The sequence below is a fragment of the Streptomyces sp. NBC_00029 genome, from assembly GCF_045160505.1.
In the GTDB taxonomy this organism is placed as follows: Bacteria; Actinomycetota; Actinomycetes; order Streptomycetales; family Streptomycetaceae; genus Streptomyces.
In genome coordinates this window covers 2916433-2938275 of sequence record NZ_CP108292.1, presented here as the reverse complement: position 1 = coordinate 2938275, position 21843 = coordinate 2916433, and the positions used below count along the sequence as shown (strand labels likewise).

The window sequence follows — 21843 nt, the reverse complement described above, 5'->3', positions numbered from 1 at the left end:
CTCTGAGCCCCGCCGGGGCTGAAACATGACGGTGGCTAGGCCAGAGGAAGGATGGCGTGGACGCGGTAGCCGCCGCCGTAGCGGGGGCCCGCGAAGCAGGAGCCGCCCAGGGCGCCCGTGCGTTCGCGCATGCCGAGGAGACCGTGCCCGCCCCCCGGATCGGCGGGCTCCGCCGCCCCGTCGGCCGCCTGGCCGCCGTCGTCCAGGACCGTCACCTCCACCGAGGGCCCGACCCGGACCACGCTGACCTCGGCCTTCGCCCCCGGGCCCGCGTGCTTGCGTACGTTGGTCAGCGCCTCCTGGATCACCCGGTACGCAGCCAGGTCCACGGCCGCCGGCAGCGGTCCCGGCTCCCCGTCCACCTGGACGATGACCTCCACCGGTAGCCCGGCGTGCCGGAAGGTGTCCACCAGCTCGCCCAGGACACCGAGCCCCGGCGCGGGCTCCGTCGGCGCCTCCGGGTCGCCGGACTGCCGCAGAAGCCCGACCGTGGCCCGCAGTTCGTTCAGCGCCGACCGGCTGGCGTCCCGTACGTGCGCCAGCGCCTCCTTCGCCTGGTCCGGGCGCTTGTCCATGACGTGCGCGGCGACTCCCGCCTGCACGTTGACCAGGGCGATGTGATGGGCGACCACGTCGTGCAGGTCCCGGGCGATCCGCAGCCGCTCCTCGGCGACCCGCCGCCTGGCCTCCTCGTCCCGGGTCCGCTCGGCGCGCTCGGCCCGTTCCCGGATGGCGTCGACGAAGGCCCGCCGGCTGCGCACGGCGTCCCCGGCGGCCGCGGCCATCCCGGTCCAGGCGAAGATCCCGAGGTTCTCCTGCGCGTACCAGGGCAGCGGCCCGGCGAGCATGGCCACGCCCGTCAGCCCCGCCATGGTGAGCAGCCCGATCCGCCAGGTCGTCGGCCGGTCGGTGTGGGCGGCCACTGTGTACAGGGCGATCACCGTGCACATGGCGACGGGCGCCCGGGGCTCCCCGGTGGTCAGCTCCAGAAGGGACAGTCCGCAGGTCACGGCGAGCACGGTGCGCGGCTGCCGGCGCCGGAACACCAGGGCGGCCGCGCCGAGCAGCATCAGCAGCAGTGAGAAGGGTTCGGGGGTGCGGGTCCCGAAGGTGGGCCCGTGGGGCCCGTGCGGATCGGCGAAGGAGCCGACGACCATGGCCACGAACGCCCCGAACGCCAGCACGGCATCGGTGGCGAGCGGATGGGCCCGCATCCACTGCCGGGTGGGGGCGAACCGCCCGAGGTCTGTCGTCACCCGGATACGGTACGGCCTGATCCGGCGGCGTCCCCTACGGCGGCTGGTGCCCCACCGTCACGCGGGAGCGCACGCGGCCACCCCACTGTGCCCGCACCACGCACACCGCCATGACCGCGGCGATGGCCGCGAGGTGCTCCTTGCCCGCCAGATTGTCCTTGATCAGCACCTCGACGATCATCGCCAGGACCACCAGGGCGGCGGTCGGGTACGCCCGGTAGCGCCAGCAGACGTAGATGGCGAGCCCGACCACCGCCGCCGAGGGCCCGGTGTCGTTGACGATCCGGTCGGACACCGGCAGGCCGAGGGGATGGTCGGGTCCCAGCGCGAGCCCGATCCGCGCGAACGTGGTCCCGGCGAGCGTGGCGACGTAGCCGACCAGCAATGTGCGCCACCAGCCGATGCAGATCTCGGCGATGCCGAAGACGAGCAGGATCTGCGCGAGCGCCCCCCACACCGGCAGGTCCAGGGCCGGGACGAACAGGGACAGGGGGGTGCGCAGGAGAGCCAGCCAGAAGGGGTCGACGGCCTTGACCGAGCCGAGGTCCTGGACCGGCTGGAAGCCCCAGGAGGTGTTCTGCACGATCTGGAAGACCGAGGTGAGGCAGACCGCGCCGACGGTCATCGGGATCGCCCGCCACTTGTCGCGGACGAGCGCGTCCCGGACGGTCCAGAACATGGGTCCCCACTCACGGCGGGCGATCCGCCGGAGTGAGGAGGCGTTCCACGCTGTCAACGGCGGGTCTCCAGGTGTCTGCGGTGCAGCCACTTCGGAAGGCCGGGGGCCTCCAGGAAGCCCTCGGCCCGGCCGGCCGCGACACCGATCCGCAGCAGGTCCGAACTCTTCTCGAAGAGCATGAACCGCGGTTCCCAGATCGGCCGGTATTTGGCGTTGGCCCGGTAGAGGGACTCGATCTGCCACCAGCGGGAGAAGAAGCTGAGCAGCGAGCGCCACATCCGCAGCACCGGACCGGCGCCGAGCCGGGACCCGCGCTCGAAGACGGACCGGAACATCGCGAAGTTGAGGGAGACCTGGGTCACCCCGATCTCCTTGGAGCGTTCCAGGAGTTCGATGACCATGAACTCCATCAGGCCGTTCTCGGAGTCCCGGTCACGGCGCATCAGGTCCAGCGAAAGGCCCTTGGGGCCCCACGGTACGAAGGACAGCACGGCCCGCAGATCGCCGTTGCCGTCGGTGCACTCCAGCATCACGCACTGGCCGTCGGAGGGATCACCCAGCCGGCCCAGCGCCATGGAGAACCCGCGCTCGGTGGCGCCGTCGCGCCAGTCGTCGGCCCGGCGCACCAGCTCGGCCATCTCGTCGGCCGGAATGTCGGCGTGGCGGCGGATGCGGACGGTGTACCCGGCCCGCTTGACGCGGTTGAAGGCCTGCCGGACGGTCCGCATGGCGCGGCCCTCCAGGGTGAACTCGGCGGTCTCGACGATCGCCTCGTCACCGAGTTCGAGGGCGTCCAGGCCGTGCCGGGCGTAGATCTGCCCGGCCTCCTCGCTCGCGCCCATCACGGCCGGCACCCAGCCGTGCTCGCGGGCCTCGGCCAGCCACGGGTCGATGGCGCCGGGCCAGGCCTCGGGGTCGCCGATGGGGTCGCCGGAGGCCAGCGAGACCCCGCCGACGACGCGGTAGGTGACGGCGGCCTTGCCGGTGGGGGACCAGATGACGGACTTCTCGCGGCGCAGTGCGAAGTAGCCGAGCGAGTCGCGGTCGCCCTGCCTGGCGAGCAGTGCCCGAAGCCGCTCCTCGTCCTCCTCGCTGATCGGGTCGACGGCGCGGCGCGAGCGGAAGGCGGCGAACAGCACGGCGAGCAGCAGCAGCATCGACATGACGTTGATGGAGACGTCCACCCAGCCGGGCGGGGCGATCGCCTCGGAGGCCCGGTCGTCGGGGGCCAGGGTGATCAGCCGCATCACGCCGTACTTCCAGCGTTCCGGGAAGGAGGCCTCGGAGCTGAGCGCGGAGGTGTTGGTGGCGCCGACGAGCAGGGCCGCGACCAGCGAGGTGACCAGCAGGCCGACGGCGGCCACGGCGGTGGCGAGCGCCGGGTTGGAGCGGTCGCCCCTGGCGTAGAACTCGTGACGGCCCAGCAGCAGGGCGCCGGTGAAGGCGGCGGTCAGGGCCAGGGAGACCCAGTTCTGCGGGTGCTGGCGGATCTCCTCGTGCGTGGAGAGCGCGTAGGCGAGCAGCAGGGCCAGGAGGCCGCTCAGGACGAGGCTGAGGATCCAGGAGGCCCGCTTGCGGCGGCCGAGGGTGACGGCGAGCAGCAGTGTGAACAGCCCGGAGGCGAAGCCCGCGGTGAGCATGTACGGGGTGTAGAAGTCCTCGGTGTTGTGGCGCCGCACGTCCTGCCCGAGCGAAACCCACACCGCGCTGAGGAAGTTGAGGAAGGTGACGGCGCGCAGGTACCACACCGCGAACGCGGCGCCGCGCCGTGAGCGGGTGCTCCCCCGGCCGGTCTCCCGGCCGCCACCCGCCGCCCTGCCGGCGGGGTCGCCGCCGGTCTCTTTCCTGCCGGCTGACGGACCGGTCGCCGGTGAGGCGGTGCGGTCGGTCTCTGCGCTGGTCAAACGGACCTCTCCCATAAAAAGCGATCATATGGGGCGCAGCTGTCCGTGATTGCGCGGTCGGGGGCCACGGTCTGGTCAGGACCGGGGGCCCCGGCGGCTCATTCCGTCGGCTCCTCCGCCGCCCGCTCCGGGAGTTCCGCCGCGAGTGCGGCGGCCGCCTGGACGAGGGGGAGAGCCAGCAGTGCCCCGGTACCTTCACCTACTGTGACGCCGTGATCGAGCACGGGGTTGAGCGCCATTCGGTCAAGTGCCTTGGCCTGACCCGGCTCGCCGCTGGCCTGACCGGCCAGCCACCAGTCGGGAGCCCGGAACGCCGCCCGCTGCGCCACCAGTCCGCACGCGGCCGAAACCACACCGTCGAGGATGACCGGAGTACGGCGCACCGCGCACTGGAGGAGGAATCCGGTGATGGCGGCGACGTCCGCGCCGCCGACCGCGGCCAGCAGCGCCACCTGGTCGCCCAGGACCGGGCGGGCCCGGCGCAGCGCGTCGCGGATCGCCGCGCACTTGCGCATCCAGGCCAGGTCGTCGATCGGCACTCCGCCACGGCCGGTGACCACCGAGGCGTCGGTTCCGCACAGGGCGGCGACGAGGGTCGCGGCGACGGTCGTCCCGCCGACGCTGAGGTCACCGAGGACGACCAGGTCCGTTCCGGAGTCCGCCTCCTCGTCGGCGATGCGCATCCCGAGCCGCACCGCGGCCTCGGCCTCCTCGGCCGTCAGCGCGTCCTCCACGTCGATCCGGCCGCTGCCGCGCCGGACGCGGTGCGCGGACACGTCCGCGGGGAGCAGCCCGGGTTCGCAGTCGAGCCCGGCGTCGACGATCCGTATGGTGGCGCCGAGCCGGCCGGCGAGGATGGCCACGGGGCTGGTCCCGTCGAGCACGGCACGCACCAGTTCGTGGCCGGTGGACGCGGCCCGGGCGGAGACGCCCTCGGCGGCGATCCCGTGGTCGGCGGCGAACAGCACCACGCGGGGGCGCTCGATCGGTTTGACCGGAACCCGACCCTGCGCGGCGGCGAGCCACTCGGCGAGTTCGTCGAGCCGGCCCAGCGCGCCGGGCGGGACGGCGAGGCGCTCACGGCGTTCCTCGGCATCACGCCGGACGCCCCCGTCGGGGCGCTCGATCAGATCGGAGAAGTCGTCGAGATTCAGCGTGCTCATCTGCCAGAGAGTACAGCCGGTGAGGCCCTCCCTCAGGCCTTGGGCGCAGGGTTCCGGCCCGGTCGCGGAGCACCGGTGCGGACCCCCGCAAGGCGAGCGCGGCGGCCACCGGAAGACGGGCCGTCAGCTCCTCGTCGCCGGGCGTGGCCGGGCTACTCCTTGAGTACGGACACCAGGCCCGCGACGACGAGGAGCACCTGCTCGCACTCGCGCGCGACCGTCGCGTTCAGCCGGCCCAGCTCGTCGCGGAAGCGGCGGCCCGAGGCGGTCGCAGGGACGACCCCCGAGCCGACCTCGTTGCTGACCAGCACCACCGGACGGCGCGTTGCGCGCACGGCCGCCGCCAGCTCGGCAGTCCGCCTGCCGAGCCGGTGCTGCCCGCCGCCCGCCCACACGGAGTCGTCCCAGGCCCCGGCCTCGTCCATCGCGTCCGTCAGCCACAGCGCCAGGCAGTCGATCAACAGCGGCGGACCCTCGGCGGCCAGCAGCGGGACCAGGTCGCACGTCTCCACCGTCCGCCAGCCCCCGGGCCGGCGCTCCCGGTGCAGGCCGACGCGCTGCGCCCATTCCGCGTCCCCGTCGCGGGTGCCGCCGGTGGCCACGTAGACCACCTCGGGGAAGGACTCCAGCCGCCGCTCCGCCTCCACCGACTTGCCGGAGCGGGCACCGCCCAGCACCAGGGTCCGGCGCGGCAGGTCCGGCACCGCGCGGTAGTCGCCGACGATCACGGTCGTCCCGTCCGGCACCGCCCGGGCCCCGGCCGCCGCGCACCGGCGGTCCAGCTCCCGGCCCGGCGGGGTGTCGTGGTCCAGATGGACGGCGATCACGTCCGTGGCCGGGCCGACGGCGCCGCTCGCCCGCAGCCGCGCCAGCGCCTCGGGCCGGCCCAGCACATCGGCGAGGACCATGTCGTACGGGCGCCCCCCGGCCCGGTCGGCGGCCCCGGCCGGAGCCCCGCCGGGGGGCAGGTACAGCAGCCTGCTGCCGTCCGGGCCGGTCACCTCGTACCCGGTGCCCGGCGCGTCCATCGGTACGGCCCGCACCCGGTGCCCGGAGATCACCGCGAGCTCCCGCCCGTCCGGCACCCGCCCGGCGGCCGGCAACCCGGGCGGCAGCTCGACCGCGGGCCCGTCGTGCGGGTGGGTCAGCAGCACCTGCCGCACACCGGCCAGCGAATGCCCGGCCCGGGCACCGGCCAGCACCGCCCCGGGGGTCAGGTCCAGCAGCAGCGCCCCGTCGACGAGGAGGGCCGTGGCGGCGCGTGAGCGCGAGCCGACGGAGACCGCACAGGCCGCGCAGGGGCAGCCGGGGCGGGGCAGGCCCTCGGGAGTTCCGGTGCCGAGCAGAGTGAGTTCCACAGGATGATCCTCCCGCGTCGCCGAGACTGCTGCGCGCCCGGTTACTCTGCGGGCAGACTCAGGACACGAAGCGTGCGAGCAACGGAGGCGGACATGGCGTGGACGTGGCGGTTCGAGACGGCCGACGGTACCGAGACGAGCCCGTCGGTGGTGCCGGAGGAGTTCACCACGCAGGGCGACGCGGAGTCCTGGGTCGGCGAGTACTGGAAGGACCTGCTGGAAGGGGGCGTCGAGCAGGTGAAGCTGTCCGACGACGCCGGGACCGAGCTCTACACGATGAGCCTGCGCGCCGCGCTGGACGCGTAGCGCTTCGGTAGGCCCGGGAACGACCGGGCCGCCGGGTCGGCAGCGACCCGGCGGCTCCGTCGTCCGGGCAGCGGGTCAGCCCCGCACACCGCACAGGTGCAGCAGCGCGGCCACACCCCGGTAGGGGTCGATCCGGCCGGCGCGGTCCTCGGCGGCCAGCAGCCGCTCCAGCTCCTCGTCGGGCGGCAGGACCTCGCCCGCCTCGGTGCCGTCGGTGAAGACGCGTACGCCGTACCAGGACTGCAGTGGCGCGCCGATCCCCGACAGGGTGGCCGTCAGCCCGGACAGCCGGTCCGCGCGGACGTCCAGGCCCAGCCGGTTCGTGTACTCGGTGGAGTCGAACGCGGCGAGCGCCGTCTTCCAGTCGCCGTCCAGGCCGGGCCGCATGGCGAGCGCGTCGCCGTTGCGCACCAGCAGGGACAGCAGTCCGCCCGGGGCCAGCATCCGGGCGAGCCCGGCCAGCATGGCGTCCGGCTCGGGCACGTACATCAGCACCCCGTGGCACAGGACCACGTCGAAGCTGCCCGGCAGGAAGTGGGCGCCGGTCTCGCGGCCGTCGCCCTCCATGAGGCTGACCCGGTCGCGGATCCCGGCGGGTTCCGCGGCCAGCGCGTCACGGGCGACGGCCAGCATGCCGGGGTCCTGCTCCAGGCCCGTCACCTTGTGCCCGGCGCGGGCGAGCCGCAGTGCCTGCGTGCCCTGGCCCATGCCGACGTCGAGGACGCGCAGCCGCTGCCCGACGGGGAAGCGCTGCGCGATCTGCTCGTCGACCTGACGGCCCACGAGTTCCTGCCGGACCGCGTTGCGCAGCCCGCCCAGGCCTTCGAGCCAGAGCCGGGCGCCTTCCGCGAAGCCTTCCCCCGACGCGCCGGGCGTCGCTCGGCTCAGGGCCGTTCCCCGCGCTTGACCTGCGGCTTCGGCAGCCGGAGCCGGCGCATCTGGAGGGTGCGCATGAGGCCGTAGGCGATGGCGCCGCGGCGGGGCTCGTTCGGGAAGCGCTCGACGAGGGTCTTGCGGAGGCGGAAGACCAGGCCGATGGAGTCGAGGAGGATCAGGGCGATCACACCGAGCCACAGCATCAGCGCGACGCTCTGGATCGCGGGCTGCCGCACCATGCTGAGCACCAGGATGATCACTGCCAGGGGCAGGAACATCTCGGCGACCGAGTAGCGGGAGTCCACGTAGTCGCGGACGAAGCGGCGGACGGGGCCCTTGTCGCGGGTGGGCAGATAACGCTCGTCGCCATTGGCCAGCGCCTCGCGCTGCTTGGCCATCTCGGTACGGCGACGCTCACGGGCTCGCTTGGCATCCTCCTTGCGGTTGCCGGTCGAGGCCACCACGGCCTTGCGCTGCGACTGGGCCACAGCACGCTTCGGCGTAGGGCGGCCCTTCGGGGCCTGCGGGTCACGGGGCTGCGAGAGGTCGGCGCTCACCTTGTCGGTGGCGGCGGCCTTCTCTTCCTTGGAGGAGCGGCTACCAAACACAAAACCCAAGCGTACGTGGTTGCGGGCATGGGCCCCACCCTGCTGGGGAACGATCCGGCAACGGCGGGCGTCTTCCCATTGCACGGTGTGTTCGGTGGGCCCGTTCTCCTGGGATCACCTACTCCTTACGCCTGATGGGGCGCTGGCGTAGTCGTCCTGGAGGAGGAGCGCATCCGTACTCGAACAGTGCGGTAATGGAGACAGGGCCCGTACTGTGGGTCCTGTCGGTGACCTGGAGCACAGTCCGTCTAGAAGGGGGCGCGCGAAGCCCATGAGCGGTGTCATGAAGCGTATGGGGATGATCTTCCGCGCGAAGGCGAACAAGGCCCTTGACCGGGCCGAGGACCCGCGCGAAACCCTCGACTACTCGTACCAGAAGCAGCTGGAGCTGCTGCAGAAGGTGCGCCGCGGAGTCGCCGACGTCGCGACCTCCCGCAAGCGCCTGGAGCTGCAGCTGAACCAGCTCCAGGGGCAGTCCGCCAAGCTGGAGGACCAGGGGCGCAAGGCCCTCGCCCTCGGCCGCGAGGACCTGGCCCGTGAGGCCCTGTCCCGCCGCGCCTCGCTCCAGCAGCAGGTCAGCGACCTGGAGGTGCAGCACCAGACCCTGCAGGGCGAGGAGGAGAAGCTGACGCTCGCCGCCCAGCGGCTGCAGGCCAAGGTGGACGCCTTCCGCACGAAGAAGGAGACCATCAAGGCCACCTACACGGCGGCCCAGGCGCAGACCCGGATCGCGGAGTCCTTCTCCGGCATCTCCGAGGAGATGAGCGACGTCGGCCTGGCCATCCAGCGGGCCGAGGACAAGACCGCCCAGCTGCAGGCCCGCGCCGGTGCGATCGACGAGCTGCTGGCCTCCGGCGCGCTCGACGACCAGAGCGGGCTGGGCTCCAAGGACGACATCCAGGCCGAGCTGGACCGCCTCTCGGGCGGTACGGACGTGGAGCTGGAGCTCCAGCGCATGAAGGCCGAGCTGGCGGGTGGCTCGTCCGCCCAGCAGCAGGCCATCGAGGGCGGCGCCCAGGGCAACGGCCAGCAGTCGCAGACCCCGCACCGGTTCGACAAGCAGTAGGACGGGGCCCGTCATGATTGTCCGCATCATGGGGGAAGGCCAGGTGGAGCTGGCGGACAGCCACTTCACCGAGCTCAACAAGCTGGACGACGAACTGCTCGCGGAGATCGAGGGCGGCGACGAGGGGGGCTTCCGGCGCACGCTGGGAGCACTGCTCGAAGCCGTGCGGCGGCTCGGCGAGCCGCTGCCCGACGACGCGCTGGAGCCGTCCGAGCTGATCCTGCCGGCACCCGACGCGACGCTCGACGAGGTCCGGGAGATGCTCAGCGACGACGGCCTGATCCCGGGCTGAATTCGGCCTGATTCCGACCCTCTGCGCCGGCGCCCGCGCCTTTTCTGCGGCCCTTCCGGCACCGACACGACGGCGGGCCCTCCCCTTCCCGGGGAGGGCCCGCCGTCGTTTCCGTGCTGTCGTGCCGTGCCTTGGTGTCTCAGTGCGGGGGAGGTTTCTCCAGGGACACGGGGTGCTCGGGGTCGGGGGTCCCGCCGATGAAGTTCTCGAACCTGCGCCGCGGGCTCGCCCAGCGCCGGTCGTGGTGGAAGGCGCGCAGCTCGGTCCTGGCCCGGGCGCGCGGACGGTTCGCGTAGAACTTCTTCGCGTACGGGGATCCGGGCCGGGCCAGCCGGATCGCGCCGACCAGGGCCACCAGGGGGACGACGAGGCCGAAGAGCGCGGTGCGCGCCTTGCCCTTCCACAGGGCGATCAGGGCCAGGAAGAAGTTGGTGGCCCCGTTCATGACGACCAGGCCGCGGCTCTGGCGCTCCTCGCTGGACAGGTCGTTCACCCCGAAGGGCACGAACCCGCCGATGACCAGGGCCACGACGGCGGCCGTGACGACCACGAGCTCCACGCTCTTGCGGCCCTGCTCGCTCCAGTAGACGTCGTCGAGGTGCAGGATCAGCGCGAACTCGTCCAGGACCAGGCCCGCGCCGAGGCCGAAGATCACGGCCGAGGCCCACGCGCCGAAGCCGTACCGGCCGCTGCCGACCGCGCCGAACCCGCCGATGATCACGAGGATCACGCCCGGCACCACGTGGTGGATGTGCAGACCGCCCGGCGTGACGTTCTTGAAGGGGCCCCGGCCGGCCCGGATCATCCTGGTGATCACGCGGGTGACCAGGAAGGACATCACGAAGGCGAGCAGGGCGAGCAGGAGGGGCAGCTTCCCCGGTTCGACGATGTTCCGATACCACCAGTGACCCATCCCACTGACTCCCTATTTGGAACGTAATGGGTAATTTACCGTCCGCGCCGAGCGGGTACCGTTCCCGCCGATGACAGATTCGTTCGACAGCCCGCCCCAGACGCCGCCCCCGGAACGCGCCTCGTTCCCCGACGGCGTCCGCTTCGCGTTCGGCACCCTCACCGTGCTGCCCGCCCGCATCACCCGATGGGACCGCCCCGCCGCCCGCACCGGAATGGCCTGCGCCCCGCTCGCCGGGCTCGCCGTGGGCCTGCTCGCGGCCGTCCCCGGAGTGCTCCTGCTGCTGCTCGGTGCGGGCCCGCTGCTCGCCGCGGCCCTCACCGTCGCCGTACCGGCGGCGCTGACCCGGGGACTGCACCTGGACGGGCTCGCCGACACCGCGGACGGCCTCGGGAGCGCCAAACCCGCCGGCGAGGCGCTGCGCATCATGAAGCAGTCCGACATCGGCCCCTTCGGCGTCGTGACCCTGGTGCTCGTACTGCTGGTGCAGGTGGCCGCCCTGTCCGAGATCTACGCCGACAGCTGGATCCGCGGCGCCCTCGCCGCCGTCGTCGCCGCCGTGACGGCCCGCCTCGCCATGACCCTGGCCTCCCGCGACGGCGTCCCCGCCGCCCGGCCCGAAGGCCTCGGCGCCGCGGTCGCCGGGGTGGTCCCGCGCCGCGTCGCCGCCGCGGTCACCGCGCTGGTGGTCGTGGCCGCCGCGGCCGCCGCCCTCCCGATGGGCCTGCCCGCCGCAGGCCGGAGCGCGGCGGCGGTTCTGGCCGCCCTGCTCACCGCGGAACTGCTGCTGCGCCGCTGCGTACGCCGCTTCGACGGGGTCACCGGCGATGTCTTCGGCGCCCTGGCCGAGATCGCGGCGACCACCGCCCTGATCGTCCTCGCCCTGGGCTGAGCGCGCGGCCCACGGGCCCGCGTACCCTCGCACCGTGGATCACACTGCGACGGACCAGCCCTCCGCCGCGCCCGTCAGGGTGCTGCTCGCCGACGACCAGGCGCTCCTGCGCAGCGCCTTCAAGGTGCTCGTGGACTCCGAACCCGACATGGAAGTCGTCGGGGAGGCCTCCGACGGGGCGCAGGCCGTCGAACTCGCCCGCCGGACACGGCCCGACGTCGTCCTGATGGACATCCGGATGCCCGGTACCGACGGACTCGCCGCCACCCGCATGATCAGCGCGGACCCGGAACTCGCCGCCGTGCGCGTGGTCATGCTGACCACCTTCGAGGTCGACGAGTACGTGGTCTCGGCCCTTCGGGCCGGCGCCTCCGGCTTCCTCGGCAAGGGCGCCGAGCCCGACGAACTGCTCAACGCCATCCGCGTCGCCGCGGCCGGCGAGGCGCTGCTCTCCCCGGCCGCCACCAAAGGCCTCATCGCCACCTTCCTCGCCCAGGGCGGCGGCGCCGACCCCGCAGCCGGGGCCTCGGCCGGGGCGCACGCGCAGCGGCTCGCCGCGCTGACCGTCCGGGAGCGCGAGGTCCTCGTACACGTGGCGGCGGGGCTGTCCAACGACGGGATCGCGGGACGGCTGGAGGTCAGCCCGCTGACCGTCAAGACCCATGTGAACCGGGCCATGGCCAAGCTCGGTGCCCGCGACCGTGCGCAATTGGTGGTCATCGCCTACGAATCGGGACTGGTCCGACCGCGGGCGGAGTAGCGACGGAGCAGTACGCGTACTGCGGACGCGGTATGCCGCACATAAGGACGGCACCTGCGAGCGACGAAATGCGCCACCGCGATGGGACAAGGTGGGACTGCCCTCGCGTTCGTCACTGCAGAGAGATCCCATACCCATGTCCTGGCTGTCCCGCTTCAGCCTTGCCCAAAGGGCTCTGGTCGGCCTCGTGTCGATCGTTGCGCTCCTCTTCGGCGCCATAGCCATCCCGCAGCTCAAGCAGCAGCTGCTGCCCTCCATCGAACTGCCGATGGTGTCCGTGCTCGCGCCGTACCAGGGCGCCTCGCCCGACGTGGTGGAGAAGCAGGTCGTCGAACCGATCGAGGCCATGCTCAAGGGCGTCGACGGCATCACCGGCATCACCTCCACCGCCAGCGAGGGCAACGCCCTCATCATGGCCACCTTCGACTACGGCGACAGCGGCACCAAGCAGCTCGTCGCCGACGTCCAGCAGGCCGTCAACCGGGCCCGCGTCCGGCTGCCCGCCGAGGTGGACCCGCAGGTGGTGGCCGGTTCCACCGACGACATCCCGACGGTCATCCTCGCCGTCACCTCCGACAAGGACCAGCAGGCGCTGGCCGACCAGCTGGAACGTTCCGTCGTCCCCGTCCTGTCGGACATCGAGGGCGTCGGCCAGGTCACCGTCGACGGCGTCCAGGACCTCCAGGTCACCATCACCCCCGACAACGCCAAGCTCGCGGCCGCCGGCCTCGACGGCGGCGCCCTCGCCAAGGGCCTCCAGGCGGGCGGCGCGGCCGTCCCCGCCGGCTCCTTCGACGAGGCGGGCAAGAACCGCACCGTGCGCGTGGGCTCCGGCTTCACCTCCCTCTCCCAGCTGGAGGAGCTGCGCCTGAGCCCCGGTGCGGGCAAGCCGGCCGTCCGCCTCGGCGACGTCGCCGCCGTGAAGCAGGAGCCGGCCAAGGCCGTCTCCCTCACCCGGACGAACGGAAAGCCGAGCCTCGCCCTCGTCCTCACCATGGACAAGGACGGCAGCGCCGTCGCCATCTCCGACGCGGTCAAGGACAAGCTCCCCGAGCTGCGCTCCACGCTCGGCGCCGGCGCCGACCTGACCGTCGTCAGCGATCAGGGCCCGGCCGTCGCCAAGTCCATTTCCAGCCTCACCACCGAGGGCCTGCTGGGCCTGCTCTTCGCGGTGATCGTGATCCTGGTCTTCCTGGCCTCGCTGCGCTCGACGCTGGTCACCGCGGTCTCCATCCCGCTGTCCGTCGTCCTCGCGCTCATCGTGCTGTGGACCCGCGACCTGTCGCTCAACATGCTGACCCTGGGCGCCCTCACCATCGCCATCGGCCGTGTCGTCGACGACTCGATCGTGGTCCTGGAGAACATCAAGCGCCACCTCGGCTACGGCGAGGAGCGCGAGGCCGCGATCATCGCCGCGGTCAAGGAGGTCGCCGGCGCGGTCACCGCGTCCACGCTCACCACCGTCGCCGTCTTCCTGCCGATCGGTCTCACCGGCGGCATGATCGGCGAGCTCTTCGGCTCGTTCTCGCTCACCGTCACCGCGGCGCTGCTGGCCTCGCTGCTCGTCTCCCTGACGGTCGTGCCGGTGCTCTCGTACTGGTTCCTCAGCGCGCCCAAGGGCGTTGAGCCCGGGAACGCCGAGAGCGCCGCGAAGGCCCGCCGCGAGGCCGAGGAGAAGGAGGCGCGCAGCCGCCTCCAGCTCATCTACGTCCGCGTGCTCGGCTTCGCCACCCGGCGCCGGCTGACCAGCGTGGCCATCGCCGTGGTCGTCCTCATCGGCACCCTCGGCATGACTCCGATGCTGAAGACCAACTTCTTCGACGCCGGCGAGCAGGAAGTCCTGACGGTCAAGCAGGAGCTCGCCCCGGGCACCTCGCTGGCCGCCTCCGACGAGGCGAGCCGCAAGGTCGAGAAGGTGCTGTCCTCGGTCGAGGGCGTCAAGAGCTACCAGGTCACCGTCGGCTCCTCCGGCTTCCTCGCGGCCTTCGGCGGCGGTACGGGCTCCAACCAGGCCTCGTACCAGGTCTCCCTGAAGGACGCGGGCGAGGGCGACGCCGTCAAGAAGCGGATCGAGGAGAAGCTGGCCGCGCTCGACGGCATCGGCGAGACCCGCATCGTGGCCGGCGACGGCTTCGGCAGCCAGAACCTCAGCGTGGTCGTCAAGGCCGGTGACGCCAAGGTCCTCGGCGAGGCCGCCGAGCAGGTCCGCGCGGAGGTGGCGAAGCTCGAGAACGTCGCCGACGTGCAGAGCGATCTGTCCCAGTCCGTGCCCCGCATCTCCGTGACCGCCACCGCCAAGGCGGCGGACGCGGGCCTCGACCAGGCCACGCTCGGCGTCATCGTCGCGCAGGCCGTCCGGGGCAACCCGGCGGGCAAGGCCGTCCTCGACGACACCGAGCGGGACATCGTCATCAAGTCCGCGCGGCCGGCCACCACCCTGGCCGAACTGCAGGCGCTCCCGGTCGGCCCGGTCAGGCTCGGTGACATCGCCGAGGTCAAGGAGGTCCCCGGCCCGGTCGCGATGACCCGGATCGACGGCGCCCGCGCCGCCACCGTCACCGCACGGCCGCTCGGCGACAACACCGGCGCGGTCAGCGCCGAGCTCCAGACCAAGCTCAAGGCCCTGGACCTGCCGGACGGCGCCTCGGCCTCCATCGGCGGCGTCTCCGAGGACCAGGACGAGGCCTTCGGCTCGCTCGGCCTGGCCATGCTCGCGGCCATCGCGATCGTGTTCATGCTGCTGGTCTCGACCTTCCGCTCGCTGATCCAGCCGCTGATCCTGCTGGTCTCGATCCCGTTCGCGGCGACCGGCGCACTCGGCCTGCTGCTGATCACCGGCACCCCGATGGGTGTCCCGGCGATGATCGGCATGCTGATGCTCATCGGCATCGTGGTGACCAACGCGATCGTCCTGATCGACCTGGTCAACCAGTACCGCGCCCAGGGCCTGGGCGTCGTCGAGGCGGTCATCGAGGGCGGCCGGCACCGGCTGCGCCCGATCCTGATGACGGCCCTGGCGACGATCTTCGCGCTGCTCCCGATGGCGCTGGGCGTCACCGGCGAGGGCGGCTTCATCTCGCAGCCGCTCGCGGTCGTGGTGATCGGCGGCCTGGTCAGCTCGACCCTGCTGACGCTGCTGCTGGTGCCGACCCTCTACACGATGGTGGAGCTCCGCAAGGAGCGCCGCCGTGCGAAGAAGACGGCCCGCCTGACGGTGGTCCCGGCTCCCTCGGCGGCGGAGGACGAGGAGTCCCCGGCCACGGTCTGACCCCTCGCACCAAGGCCGAAGGGCCGCCCCTCGTATCGAGGGGCGGCCCTTCGCGCGTACCGGGGGCGGCGGCTACGGGAGCGCCAGCATCCGCTCCAGCGCGAGCTTCGCGAAGCTCTCCGTCTCCTTGTCGACCTGGATCTGGTTGACGAGGTTGCCCTCGGCCAGCGACTCCAGCGTCCACACCAGGTGCGGGAGGTCGATGCGGTTCATCGTCGAGCAGAAGCAGACCGTCTTGTCGAGGAAGACGACCTCCTTGTCCTCCGCGGCGAAACGGTTCGCCAGGCGGCGGACGAGGTTCAGCTCGGTGCCGATCGCCCACTTGGAGCCGGCCGGGGCCGCCTCCAGCGCCTTGATGATGTACTCCGTCGAACCGACGTAGTCCGCGGCCGCCACGACCTCGTGCTTGCACTCGGGGTGGACGAGGACGTTCACGCCGGGGATCCGGGCGCGGACGTCGTTGACCGAGTCGACCGAGAACCGGCCGTGCACCGAGCAGTGCCCGCGCCACAGGATCATCTTGGCGTTCCGCAGCTGCTCGACGGTCAGGCCGCCGTTCGGCTTGTGCGGGTTGTAGAGCACGCAGTCGTCCAGGGACATGCCCATGTCGCGGACGGCGGTGTTGCGGCCCAGGTGCTGGTCCGGGAGGAAGAGAATCTTCTCGCCCTGCTCGAACGCCCACTCCAGGGCCTTCTTCGCGTTGGACGACGTACAGATCGTGCCGCCGTGCTTGCCGGTGAAGGCCTTGATGTCGGCGGAGGAGTTCATGTACGAGACGGGCACCGTGGCGTCGGCGATGCCGGCCTCGGTCAGTACGTCCCAGCACTCCGCGACCTGCTCGGCGGTGGCCATGTCGGCCATCGAGCAGCCGGCGGCCAGGTCCGGCAGGACCACCTTCTGGTCGTCCGAGGTCAGGATGTCCGCGGACTCGGCCATGAAGTGCACGCCGCAGAAGACGATGTACTCGGCCTCCGGCTTGGCGGCCGCGTCCTTGGCCAGCTTGAAGGAGTCGCCGGTGACGTCCGCGAACTCGATGACCTCGTCACGCTGGTAGTGGTGGCCCAGGATGAAGACCTTGTCCCCGAGCTTCTCCTTGGCCGCGCGGGCACGCTCCACGAGGTTCGGGTCCGACGGCGAGGGCAGGTCGCCGGGGCACTCCACCCCGCGCTCGCTCTTGGGGTCGGCCTCACGGCCGAGCAGCAGCAGGGCAAGGGGCGTCGGCTGGACGTCCAAAGGCTGGGCGGTGGTCACGACACGCACCCTTTCTGTTCTGCGACTAGGGACTTCTGGATCATCGCTTCGACTTCTCGTCTACTTGACGTTATCTATCATAACCGCTTCACGTCAGTTTGACGATGCCGATAGTGTCAATGTGACGCATCAGCTCACGATTCATCGGGCCCACCCCCGCGCGCGGTGTGCGAGCATGGATTATCTGAAACAAGCGTCGGGTCCCGGAATGAATCCGCGGTCCCGCTCGTTGCCACCGACGGCAAGAGTCCGACGTTTCCCCGCCCCCGGCGGGGAGCCGCCCACTTCGGGAGTGAATGCAGATGTCCGTACAGGACGACAAGACCACTGTGAGCGACGGCATCCTCCTGTCCGACGCCGCCGCCGAGAAGGTCAGGACCCTGCTGGAGCAGGAAGGCCGCGATGACCTGGCGCTCCGCGTCGCCGTCCAGCCCGGTGGCTGCTCCGGCCTGCGCTACCAGCTCTTCTTCGACGAGCGCTCCCTCGACGGCGACGTCGTGAAGGACTTCGACGGTGTGAAGGTCGTCACGGACCGGATGAGCTCCCCGTACCTCCACGGTGCCTCGATCGACTTCGTCGACACCATCGAGAAGCAGGGCTTCACGATCGACAACCCCAACGCCACGGGCTCCTGCGCCTGCGGCGACTCGTTCAGCTAAGCCCGCACCGGCTCGGTCCGGACGACGCACAGCACGGCATGACGCGAGGGCCCGCCTCCGGTCGAATCCGACCGGGAGGCGGGCCCTCGCGCATGACCCAAGAGGTGCCGGGGCGCCGGGGCGCCCGCCGGCTACTGCCGGGGGATCGGCTTGCCCGTCGTGGCGTCGAGCACCTTCCGGTCGCCCAGCGGCTGCTGCAGCGTCACCGTCGAGGACATCTCCTCGGCCACCATGATGCAGGCCTGACCCGGCTTCTTCGGGGTGTCAGTGATCTTCACCATGACCGATTCCGCCTGCTCCCGCGCCTCCACGGCGTAGGTGCTGCAGGGGCTGCCCCAGAAGTTCACGGTCAGCTTCCGGTCCGCCTCCGCGTAGGAGAACCCGGGCACGGTACGACCGTCCTTCGGGCCGGGAGTGCTCTGCTCGGCCGCGGCCGGCTGGGCCACCGTGTGGCCGGACCCGCCGTCCCGGCCCGCCACCTCGAAGAGCCAGGCCGGAACCAGCCCCTGCGCCCCGTTCACCGTGCCGGGAGTCAGCCCGAGCACCGCACCCTTCACCGTCTCGGTCCGCGGGGGCTTCATGGGCCGCGGCTCCGGGTTGCAGGGCACCGTGTCCGTGCCCGCCGCCACCGCGTTGTCCCCGGCCAGCGGGACCGCGCTCGCGCAGCCGCTGGGCTCCGGGTTCCCCTCCCGCCCGCCCGACTTCGCGTTCAGCCTGGCCAATGCCTCCACGGCCCCGACCACCGGCTGCTCCGCAGCCCGTACGGGCTGCTTCAGCTCCCCGTTGCCCCCCACGACCGAGCCGTCGCCGCCGATGCTCACCTTCGTCGACCAGCCCTGCGTGGGCAGCCCGCCGACCGCCGGGTCGGCCGAGACCACCCGGACCGAACCCTGCGTGAGCCTGGCGTCCGGCTTGGCCCCCTCGATCCCCGCGGCGGCCAGCACGGGCGCCGCCGCCGCCCTGGCGGCATCCTCGGACACCGGCTTGCCCGCAGGCGCCCCACCGCCCGCCTCGGCCCCGCTCGCGTCCCGCGGGAGGGTGGCCGGGCCGCAGGTGTCCTTGCCGCGCACGCAGTCGTCCCCGCCGCTCCCGGTGCCGCTGCCCGGCGCCTGGAACCGGGCGAAGTTCCACGTCCCCGGCGCCGTACGGCTCACCGTGAGCCGGGGCCCCGAGCCGTCGGCGGCCTCCCCGGCCAGCCAGACGTCCCCGCTCAGGCGCGGCTCGCCCGGCAGGCCGAGAGCCGCCGCGAGCCGGGCCACCTCCGCCGAGGTGACCTCACCGGACAGCGCGAAGGCCGGCGCGGTGGCCGGAGCCTCCGGAAGCTTCACATCGGCCCGGTAGACCACCCCGCCGCCGGACGGGTCGGGCTCCCCGGGCGCGATGCCCGGCCCCGAGGGGTCTCCCGCCTCACGGGGCGCGGAGGCCGCGCTGTCGCCCGTACGGTGGCCCGACCCGCCGTCGCCGTGCGCGGTCGAGGCCCAGTACGCGGTGCCGCCGCCCGCGAGCAGGACGGCAGCTGCGATCGAGCCGACGGCCCAGGCGGGCCGCCGCCGTGTGCCGCGTGATGTGTCGGGTTGTTCGCTGGTCACCGCATCGCTCCTTCTCCGGTCCGTCGTACCTGATGCGGGTGTGACGGAGCAGGAGCGAAACCGGTTCCCTCCTACTGGTCCCCGTACACGGACGTGGCCGCGATCAGCCGCGCCGAGGCGGGCGGAACGCTGATCCCGTGGATCTGCGAAGGGGCCACGCGGACCGGCCGGGGACCTGCCGGGACGGCCCAGTGCGGGGCCATCCGCGCGCAGTCACCCAGCAGACGGGCGAAGCCGGGCTGCCGGGGGGCTTCCGCGGCGCGCCTGTCGGCGGTGTACTCGGAGTAGCCGAAACCGTCGGTATAGGTCATGGAGGCACCGTAGGCATCGGAGCTCACGCGAAGAAAGACCTACTAAGGGGTAGTTTCTGGGGTTCGGCCTGGGGCCGCCGACCGGGTAGTTTTGACTGTCCCTTGCCGTCCTCAGCAGGAGCGTCCTCGCCGTGCGCATCGCAGTCACCGGCTCCATCGCCACCGACCACCTCATGACCTTCCCCGGCCGTTTCGCCGACCAGCTGGTCGCCGACCAGCTGCACACGGTCTCCCTCTCCTTCCTCGTCGACAACCTCGACGTACGTCGGGGAGGGGTCGGCCCGAACATCTGCTTCGGCATGGGGCAGCTCGGCACCCGCCCGATCCTCGTCGGAGCCGCCGGCTCCGACTTCGACGAGTACCGCGCCTGGCTCGACCGGCACGGCGTCGACACCGAGTCCGTCCGGATCTCCGAGGTGCTGCACACCGCGCGCTTCGTGTGCACCACGGACGCCGACCACAACCAGATCGGCTCCTTCTACACGGGCGCGATGAGCGAAGCCCGGCTGATCGAGCTGAAGTCCGTCGCCGACCGGGTCGGCGGGCTCGACCTCGTCCTGATCGGCGCGGACGACCCGGAGGCGATGCTGCGCCACACGGAGGAGTGCCGCACGCGCGGGATCCCCTTCGCCGCCGACTTCTCGCAGCAGATCGCCCGCATGGACGGCGAGAACATCCGCACCCTGATGGAGGGCGCGACCTTCCTCTTCTCGAACGAGTACGAGAAGGGCCTCATCGAGTCGAAGTCCGGCTGGACCGACGAGGAGATCCTGGCCAAGGTCGGCACCCGCGTCACCACGCTGGGCTCCAACGGCGTCAAGATCGAGCGAGTCGGCGAGGCCCCGATCGTCGTCGGCTGCCCCGAGGAGACCGCCAAGGTCGACCCGACGGGCGTCGGCGACGCGTTCCGCGCCGGGTTCCTGACCGGTCTGGGCTGGGGCGTCGGCCTGGAGCGCTCGGCGCAGCTGGGCTGCATGCTCGCGACCCTGGTCATCGAGACGCTGGGCACCCAGGAGTACACCCTGGCCCGCGCCCACTTCATGGAGCGCTTCACCAAGGCCTACGGCGAGGACGCGGCGTCCGAGGTCCGCGCCCACCTGGCGTAGCCACCGCTTCGCCCTGGCGGCGGGGGCCCGCCCCCGCCGCCACCGGGACTCGGCCGGGCAATCCCAGCCCTCCGGCGTTTGAGGAGCAGGGTCCGGGGCGGCGCCCCGGGAAACCCGGCTCCGCCGGGCACCGGGCTCCGCCCGGACCCGCGCCTCAAACGCCGGCGAGGCCGGATTTGCCGGAGGGATCAGATCGCGCGGCGGACCGTGTAGGCGGTGCCGGCCTCGCGCGGGGCTTCGCCCACGTACGCGTGCCCCCGCATCGCGCACCACGCCGGGATGTCCAGCCGGGCCACCTCGTCGTCGGAAACGACCGTGACGGTGCCGCCCACCGGGACGGTCACGATCGCCCGGGCCAGTTCGATCACCGGCTGGGGGCAGCGCAGCCCCAGCGCGTCGAGCTCCAGGGAGTCCGCCACCGGAGCCACCGCCGGGGGTTCGGACACGCCGAGCCGTTCCCGTACGCCGGCCACCGCGCGCGGCAGCACCTCCAGGAACGCGTTGACCTCCTCCGCCGGGGTCCCCGGTGGCAGGGACACCCGTACGTTCCCCTCCGACAGCACGCCCATCGCCCGCAGCACGTGACTGGGGGTCAGCGTGGAGCTCGTGCACGAGGAGCCCGAGGAGACCGAGAAGCCGGCCCGGTCCAGCTCGTGCAGCAGCGTCTCCCCGTCGACGTACAGGCAGGAGAAGGTGACCAGGTGCGGCAGCCGCCGCTCCGGATCGCCCACCACCTCCACGTCCGGGACCAGCCGCACCACCCGCCGCCGGATACGGTCCACCAGGACCCGCAGCCGGGCCGCCTCCGCGTCCGCCTCGGCCCGTACGGCCCGCAGGGACGCCGCCGCCGCCACGATCGCGGGCAGGTTGACGAAGCCGGGGGAGCGCCCCGACTCCCTTTCGTCCGCGGGGCCTTGGGGGGAGAAGCGCACGCCCTTGCGGACCGCCAGCAGTCCGACCCCGGGCGGGCCGCCCCATTTGTGCGCGCTCGCGGCCAGGACGGACCAGGCGCCCTCCACCGGGCCCCAGCCCAGCGACTGGGCCGCGTCCACCAGCAGCGGCACCCCGGCTGCCGCGCAGACCTCGGCCACCTCCGCGACCGGCTGGACCGTGCCCACCTCGTGGTTGGCCGACTGGAGGCAGGCCAGGGCGGTCCCGGTGGCCAGCGCGTCCGCGTACCCGGCGGGCGTCACCGCGCCCCACCGGTCGACCGGGACCTGCGTCGAGGTTCCGCCGTGTGCCTCGTGCACCTCGGCCGCGTGCAATACCGAACTGTGTTCGACCGCCGATACGACCAGATGGTTTCCGACGCGCCGGCGCCCCGCGAGGACCCCCGCCACCCCGGTGTGAACCGCGTGCGTCCCCGAAGGAGTGAACACGAGCTCGTCGCCGCGGCATCCCACCGCCTCCGCGGCGGCCTCCCGCGCCGCGTCCAGCAACAGCCGGGCCCGCCTGCCCTCCCGGTACAGCCGGGCCGGATCGGCCCAGCCCTCGTCCAGGGAAGCCTGCAACGCCTGCCGGGCCACGGGGTGCAGGGGAGCGGCGGACGCGCTGTCGAAGTACGGCATCCGGTCACGCTAACCCGG

General features: G+C 72.4%; 20 protein-coding genes. 8 read left to right on the top strand and 12 right to left on the bottom strand.

Annotated features, from left to right (window positions below):
* Window positions 1-35: 35 nt before the first annotated feature.
* From OG753_RS14060 to OG753_RS14040, 5 genes are all read right to left on the bottom strand, one after another.
* Window positions 36-1214: a sensor histidine kinase gene (locus OG753_RS14060; RefSeq protein ID WP_327266750.1), complete on the bottom strand. Its 1179-nt coding sequence runs from the start codon at window positions 1212-1214 to the stop codon at window positions 36-38.
* A gap of 76 nt (window positions 1215-1290) precedes the next feature.
* Entirely contained in the window at window positions 1291-1935 is a 645-nt protein-coding gene (locus OG753_RS14055) for a hypothetical protein (RefSeq protein ID WP_327262132.1), read from the bottom strand.
* A gap of 53 nt (window positions 1936-1988) precedes the next feature.
* Window positions 1989-3854 (bottom strand): phosphatidylglycerol lysyltransferase domain-containing protein, encoded by a 1866-nt coding sequence (locus tag OG753_RS14050; RefSeq protein ID WP_327262131.1) that lies wholly within the window; start codon window positions 3852-3854, stop codon window positions 1989-1991.
* A gap of 83 nt (window positions 3855-3937) precedes the next feature.
* Window positions 3938-5002: a nicotinate-nucleotide--dimethylbenzimidazole phosphoribosyltransferase gene (gene cobT, locus OG753_RS14045; protein ID WP_405788621.1), complete on the bottom strand. Its 1065-nt coding sequence runs from the start codon at window positions 5000-5002 to the stop codon at window positions 3938-3940.
* 152 nt (window positions 5003-5154) lie between these two features.
* Window positions 5155-6360 carry a bifunctional adenosylcobinamide kinase/adenosylcobinamide-phosphate guanylyltransferase gene (locus OG753_RS14040; protein ID WP_327262129.1) on the bottom strand — a complete coding sequence of 402 codons (1206 nt, stop codon included), beginning with the start codon at window positions 6358-6360 and terminating at the stop codon, window positions 5155-5157.
* Between the two features lie 93 nt (window positions 6361-6453).
* Between OG753_RS14040 and OG753_RS14035 the strand changes: the two genes are divergently transcribed.
* Window positions 6454-6666, top strand: a complete 213-nt coding sequence (locus tag OG753_RS14035; protein ID WP_150257135.1) for a hypothetical protein — start codon at window positions 6454-6456, stop codon at window positions 6664-6666.
* Between the two features lie 75 nt (window positions 6667-6741).
* Here OG753_RS14035 and OG753_RS14030 read toward each other — a convergent pair whose 3' ends face one another.
* Both OG753_RS14030 and OG753_RS14025 read right to left on the bottom strand, forming a co-directional pair.
* Window positions 6742-7485, bottom strand: a complete 744-nt coding sequence (locus OG753_RS14030; RefSeq protein ID WP_327266749.1) for a class I SAM-dependent methyltransferase — start codon at window positions 7483-7485, stop codon at window positions 6742-6744.
* A 65-nt stretch (window positions 7486-7550) separates the two neighbouring features.
* Window positions 7551-8159, bottom strand: coding sequence for a DUF3043 domain-containing protein (locus OG753_RS14025; protein ID WP_327262128.1), 609 nt, complete (start codon window positions 8157-8159; stop codon window positions 7551-7553).
* 262 nt (window positions 8160-8421) lie between these two features.
* Between OG753_RS14025 and OG753_RS14020 the strand changes: the two genes are divergently transcribed.
* Both OG753_RS14020 and OG753_RS14015 read left to right on the top strand, forming a co-directional pair.
* Window positions 8422-9216 carry a PspA/IM30 family protein gene (locus OG753_RS14020; RefSeq protein ID WP_327262127.1) on the top strand — a complete coding sequence of 265 codons (795 nt, stop codon included), beginning with the start codon at window positions 8422-8424 and terminating at the stop codon, window positions 9214-9216.
* A gap of 13 nt (window positions 9217-9229) precedes the next feature.
* Window positions 9230-9508 (top strand): hypothetical protein, encoded by a 279-nt coding sequence (locus tag OG753_RS14015; protein WP_405788619.1) that lies wholly within the window; start codon window positions 9230-9232, stop codon window positions 9506-9508.
* Window positions 9509-9647: 139 nt separating this feature from the next.
* Here OG753_RS14015 and OG753_RS14010 read toward each other — a convergent pair whose 3' ends face one another.
* On the bottom strand, window positions 9648-10421 hold the full coding sequence (locus OG753_RS14010; RefSeq protein ID WP_327262125.1) for a hypothetical protein: 774 nt from the start codon (window positions 10419-10421) through the stop codon (window positions 9648-9650).
* Window positions 10422-10491: 70 nt separating this feature from the next.
* Between OG753_RS14010 and cobS the strand changes: the two genes are divergently transcribed.
* From cobS to OG753_RS13995, 3 genes are all read left to right on the top strand, one after another.
* Entirely contained in the window at window positions 10492-11313 is an 822-nt protein-coding gene (gene cobS, locus OG753_RS14005; RefSeq protein ID WP_405788618.1) for an adenosylcobinamide-GDP ribazoletransferase, read from the top strand.
* 34 nt (window positions 11314-11347) lie between these two features.
* Window positions 11348-12073 carry a response regulator transcription factor gene (locus OG753_RS14000; RefSeq protein ID WP_327262123.1) on the top strand — a complete coding sequence of 242 codons (726 nt, stop codon included), beginning with the start codon at window positions 11348-11350 and terminating at the stop codon, window positions 12071-12073.
* A 136-nt stretch (window positions 12074-12209) separates the two neighbouring features.
* The gene (locus OG753_RS13995) at window positions 12210-15341 is read left to right on the top strand and encodes an efflux RND transporter permease subunit (protein WP_405788617.1); all 3132 of its coding nucleotides are present in this window, start codon (window positions 12210-12212) and stop codon (window positions 15339-15341) included.
* 72 nt (window positions 15342-15413) lie between these two features.
* On the opposite strand, the gene nadA is transcribed toward OG753_RS13995, so the two are convergent.
* Complete coding sequence (gene nadA, locus OG753_RS13990) at window positions 15414-16601, bottom strand: quinolinate synthase NadA (protein WP_109778567.1); 1188 nt, start codon at window positions 16599-16601, stop codon at window positions 15414-15416.
* A gap of 293 nt (window positions 16602-16894) precedes the next feature.
* On the opposite strand from nadA, the gene erpA reads away from it, so the two are divergent.
* Window positions 16895-17251 (top strand): iron-sulfur cluster insertion protein ErpA, encoded by a 357-nt coding sequence (erpA, locus tag OG753_RS13985; protein ID WP_030010511.1) that lies wholly within the window; start codon window positions 16895-16897, stop codon window positions 17249-17251.
* 131 nt (window positions 17252-17382) lie between these two features.
* Here erpA and OG753_RS13980 read toward each other — a convergent pair whose 3' ends face one another.
* Both OG753_RS13980 and OG753_RS13975 read right to left on the bottom strand, forming a co-directional pair.
* Window positions 17383-18840 (bottom strand): hypothetical protein, encoded by a 1458-nt coding sequence (locus tag OG753_RS13980; RefSeq protein ID WP_405788616.1) that lies wholly within the window; start codon window positions 18838-18840, stop codon window positions 17383-17385.
* 71 nt (window positions 18841-18911) lie between these two features.
* Complete coding sequence (locus OG753_RS13975; RefSeq protein ID WP_383199714.1) at window positions 18912-19151, bottom strand: hypothetical protein; 240 nt, start codon at window positions 19149-19151, stop codon at window positions 18912-18914.
* A 131-nt stretch (window positions 19152-19282) separates the two neighbouring features.
* Between OG753_RS13975 and OG753_RS13970 the strand changes: the two genes are divergently transcribed.
* Window positions 19283-20257, top strand: a complete 975-nt coding sequence (locus OG753_RS13970) for a carbohydrate kinase family protein (RefSeq protein WP_327262119.1) — start codon at window positions 19283-19285, stop codon at window positions 20255-20257.
* 188 nt (window positions 20258-20445) lie between these two features.
* Here OG753_RS13970 and OG753_RS13965 read toward each other — a convergent pair whose 3' ends face one another.
* The gene (locus OG753_RS13965) at window positions 20446-21825 is read right to left on the bottom strand and encodes a cysteine desulfurase/sulfurtransferase TusA family protein (RefSeq protein ID WP_401681141.1); all 1380 of its coding nucleotides are present in this window, start codon (window positions 21823-21825) and stop codon (window positions 20446-20448) included.
* Window positions 21826-21843: the final 18 nt, after the last annotated feature.

Excerpts from the sequence above, each read along its gene's own strand:
- OG753_RS14060 (WP_327266750.1), bottom strand. The coding sequence starts at position 1,214 with ATGCGGGCCCATCCGCTCGCCACCGATGCCGTGCTGGCGTTCGGGGCG.
- OG753_RS14055 (WP_327262132.1), bottom strand. The coding sequence starts at position 1,935 with ATGTTCTGGACCGTCCGGGACGCGCTCGTCCGCGACAAGTGGCGGGCG.
- OG753_RS14050 (WP_327262131.1), bottom strand. The coding sequence starts at position 3,854 with ATGGGAGAGGTCCGTTTGACCAGCGCAGAGACCGACCGCACCGCCTCA.
- cobT (WP_405788621.1), bottom strand. The coding sequence starts at position 5,002 with ATGAGCACGCTGAATCTCGACGACTTCTCCGATCTGATCGAGCGCCCC.
- OG753_RS14035 (WP_150257135.1), top strand. The coding sequence starts at position 6,454 with ATGGCGTGGACGTGGCGGTTCGAGACGGCCGACGGTACCGAGACGAGC.
- OG753_RS14020 (WP_327262127.1), top strand. The coding sequence starts at position 8,422 with ATGAGCGGTGTCATGAAGCGTATGGGGATGATCTTCCGCGCGAAGGCG.
- OG753_RS14015 (WP_405788619.1), top strand. The coding sequence starts at position 9,230 with ATGATTGTCCGCATCATGGGGGAAGGCCAGGTGGAGCTGGCGGACAGC.
- OG753_RS14010 (WP_327262125.1), bottom strand. The coding sequence starts at position 10,421 with ATGGGTCACTGGTGGTATCGGAACATCGTCGAACCGGGGAAGCTGCCC.
- cobS (WP_405788618.1), top strand. The coding sequence starts at position 10,492 with ATGACAGATTCGTTCGACAGCCCGCCCCAGACGCCGCCCCCGGAACGC.
- OG753_RS13995 (WP_405788617.1), top strand. The coding sequence starts at position 12,210 with ATGTCCTGGCTGTCCCGCTTCAGCCTTGCCCAAAGGGCTCTGGTCGGC.
- erpA (WP_030010511.1), top strand. The coding sequence starts at position 16,895 with ATGTCCGTACAGGACGACAAGACCACTGTGAGCGACGGCATCCTCCTG.
- OG753_RS13975 (WP_383199714.1), bottom strand. The coding sequence starts at position 19,151 with ATGACCTATACCGACGGTTTCGGCTACTCCGAGTACACCGCCGACAGG.
- OG753_RS13965 (WP_401681141.1), bottom strand. The coding sequence starts at position 21,825 with ATGCCGTACTTCGACAGCGCGTCCGCCGCTCCCCTGCACCCCGTGGCC.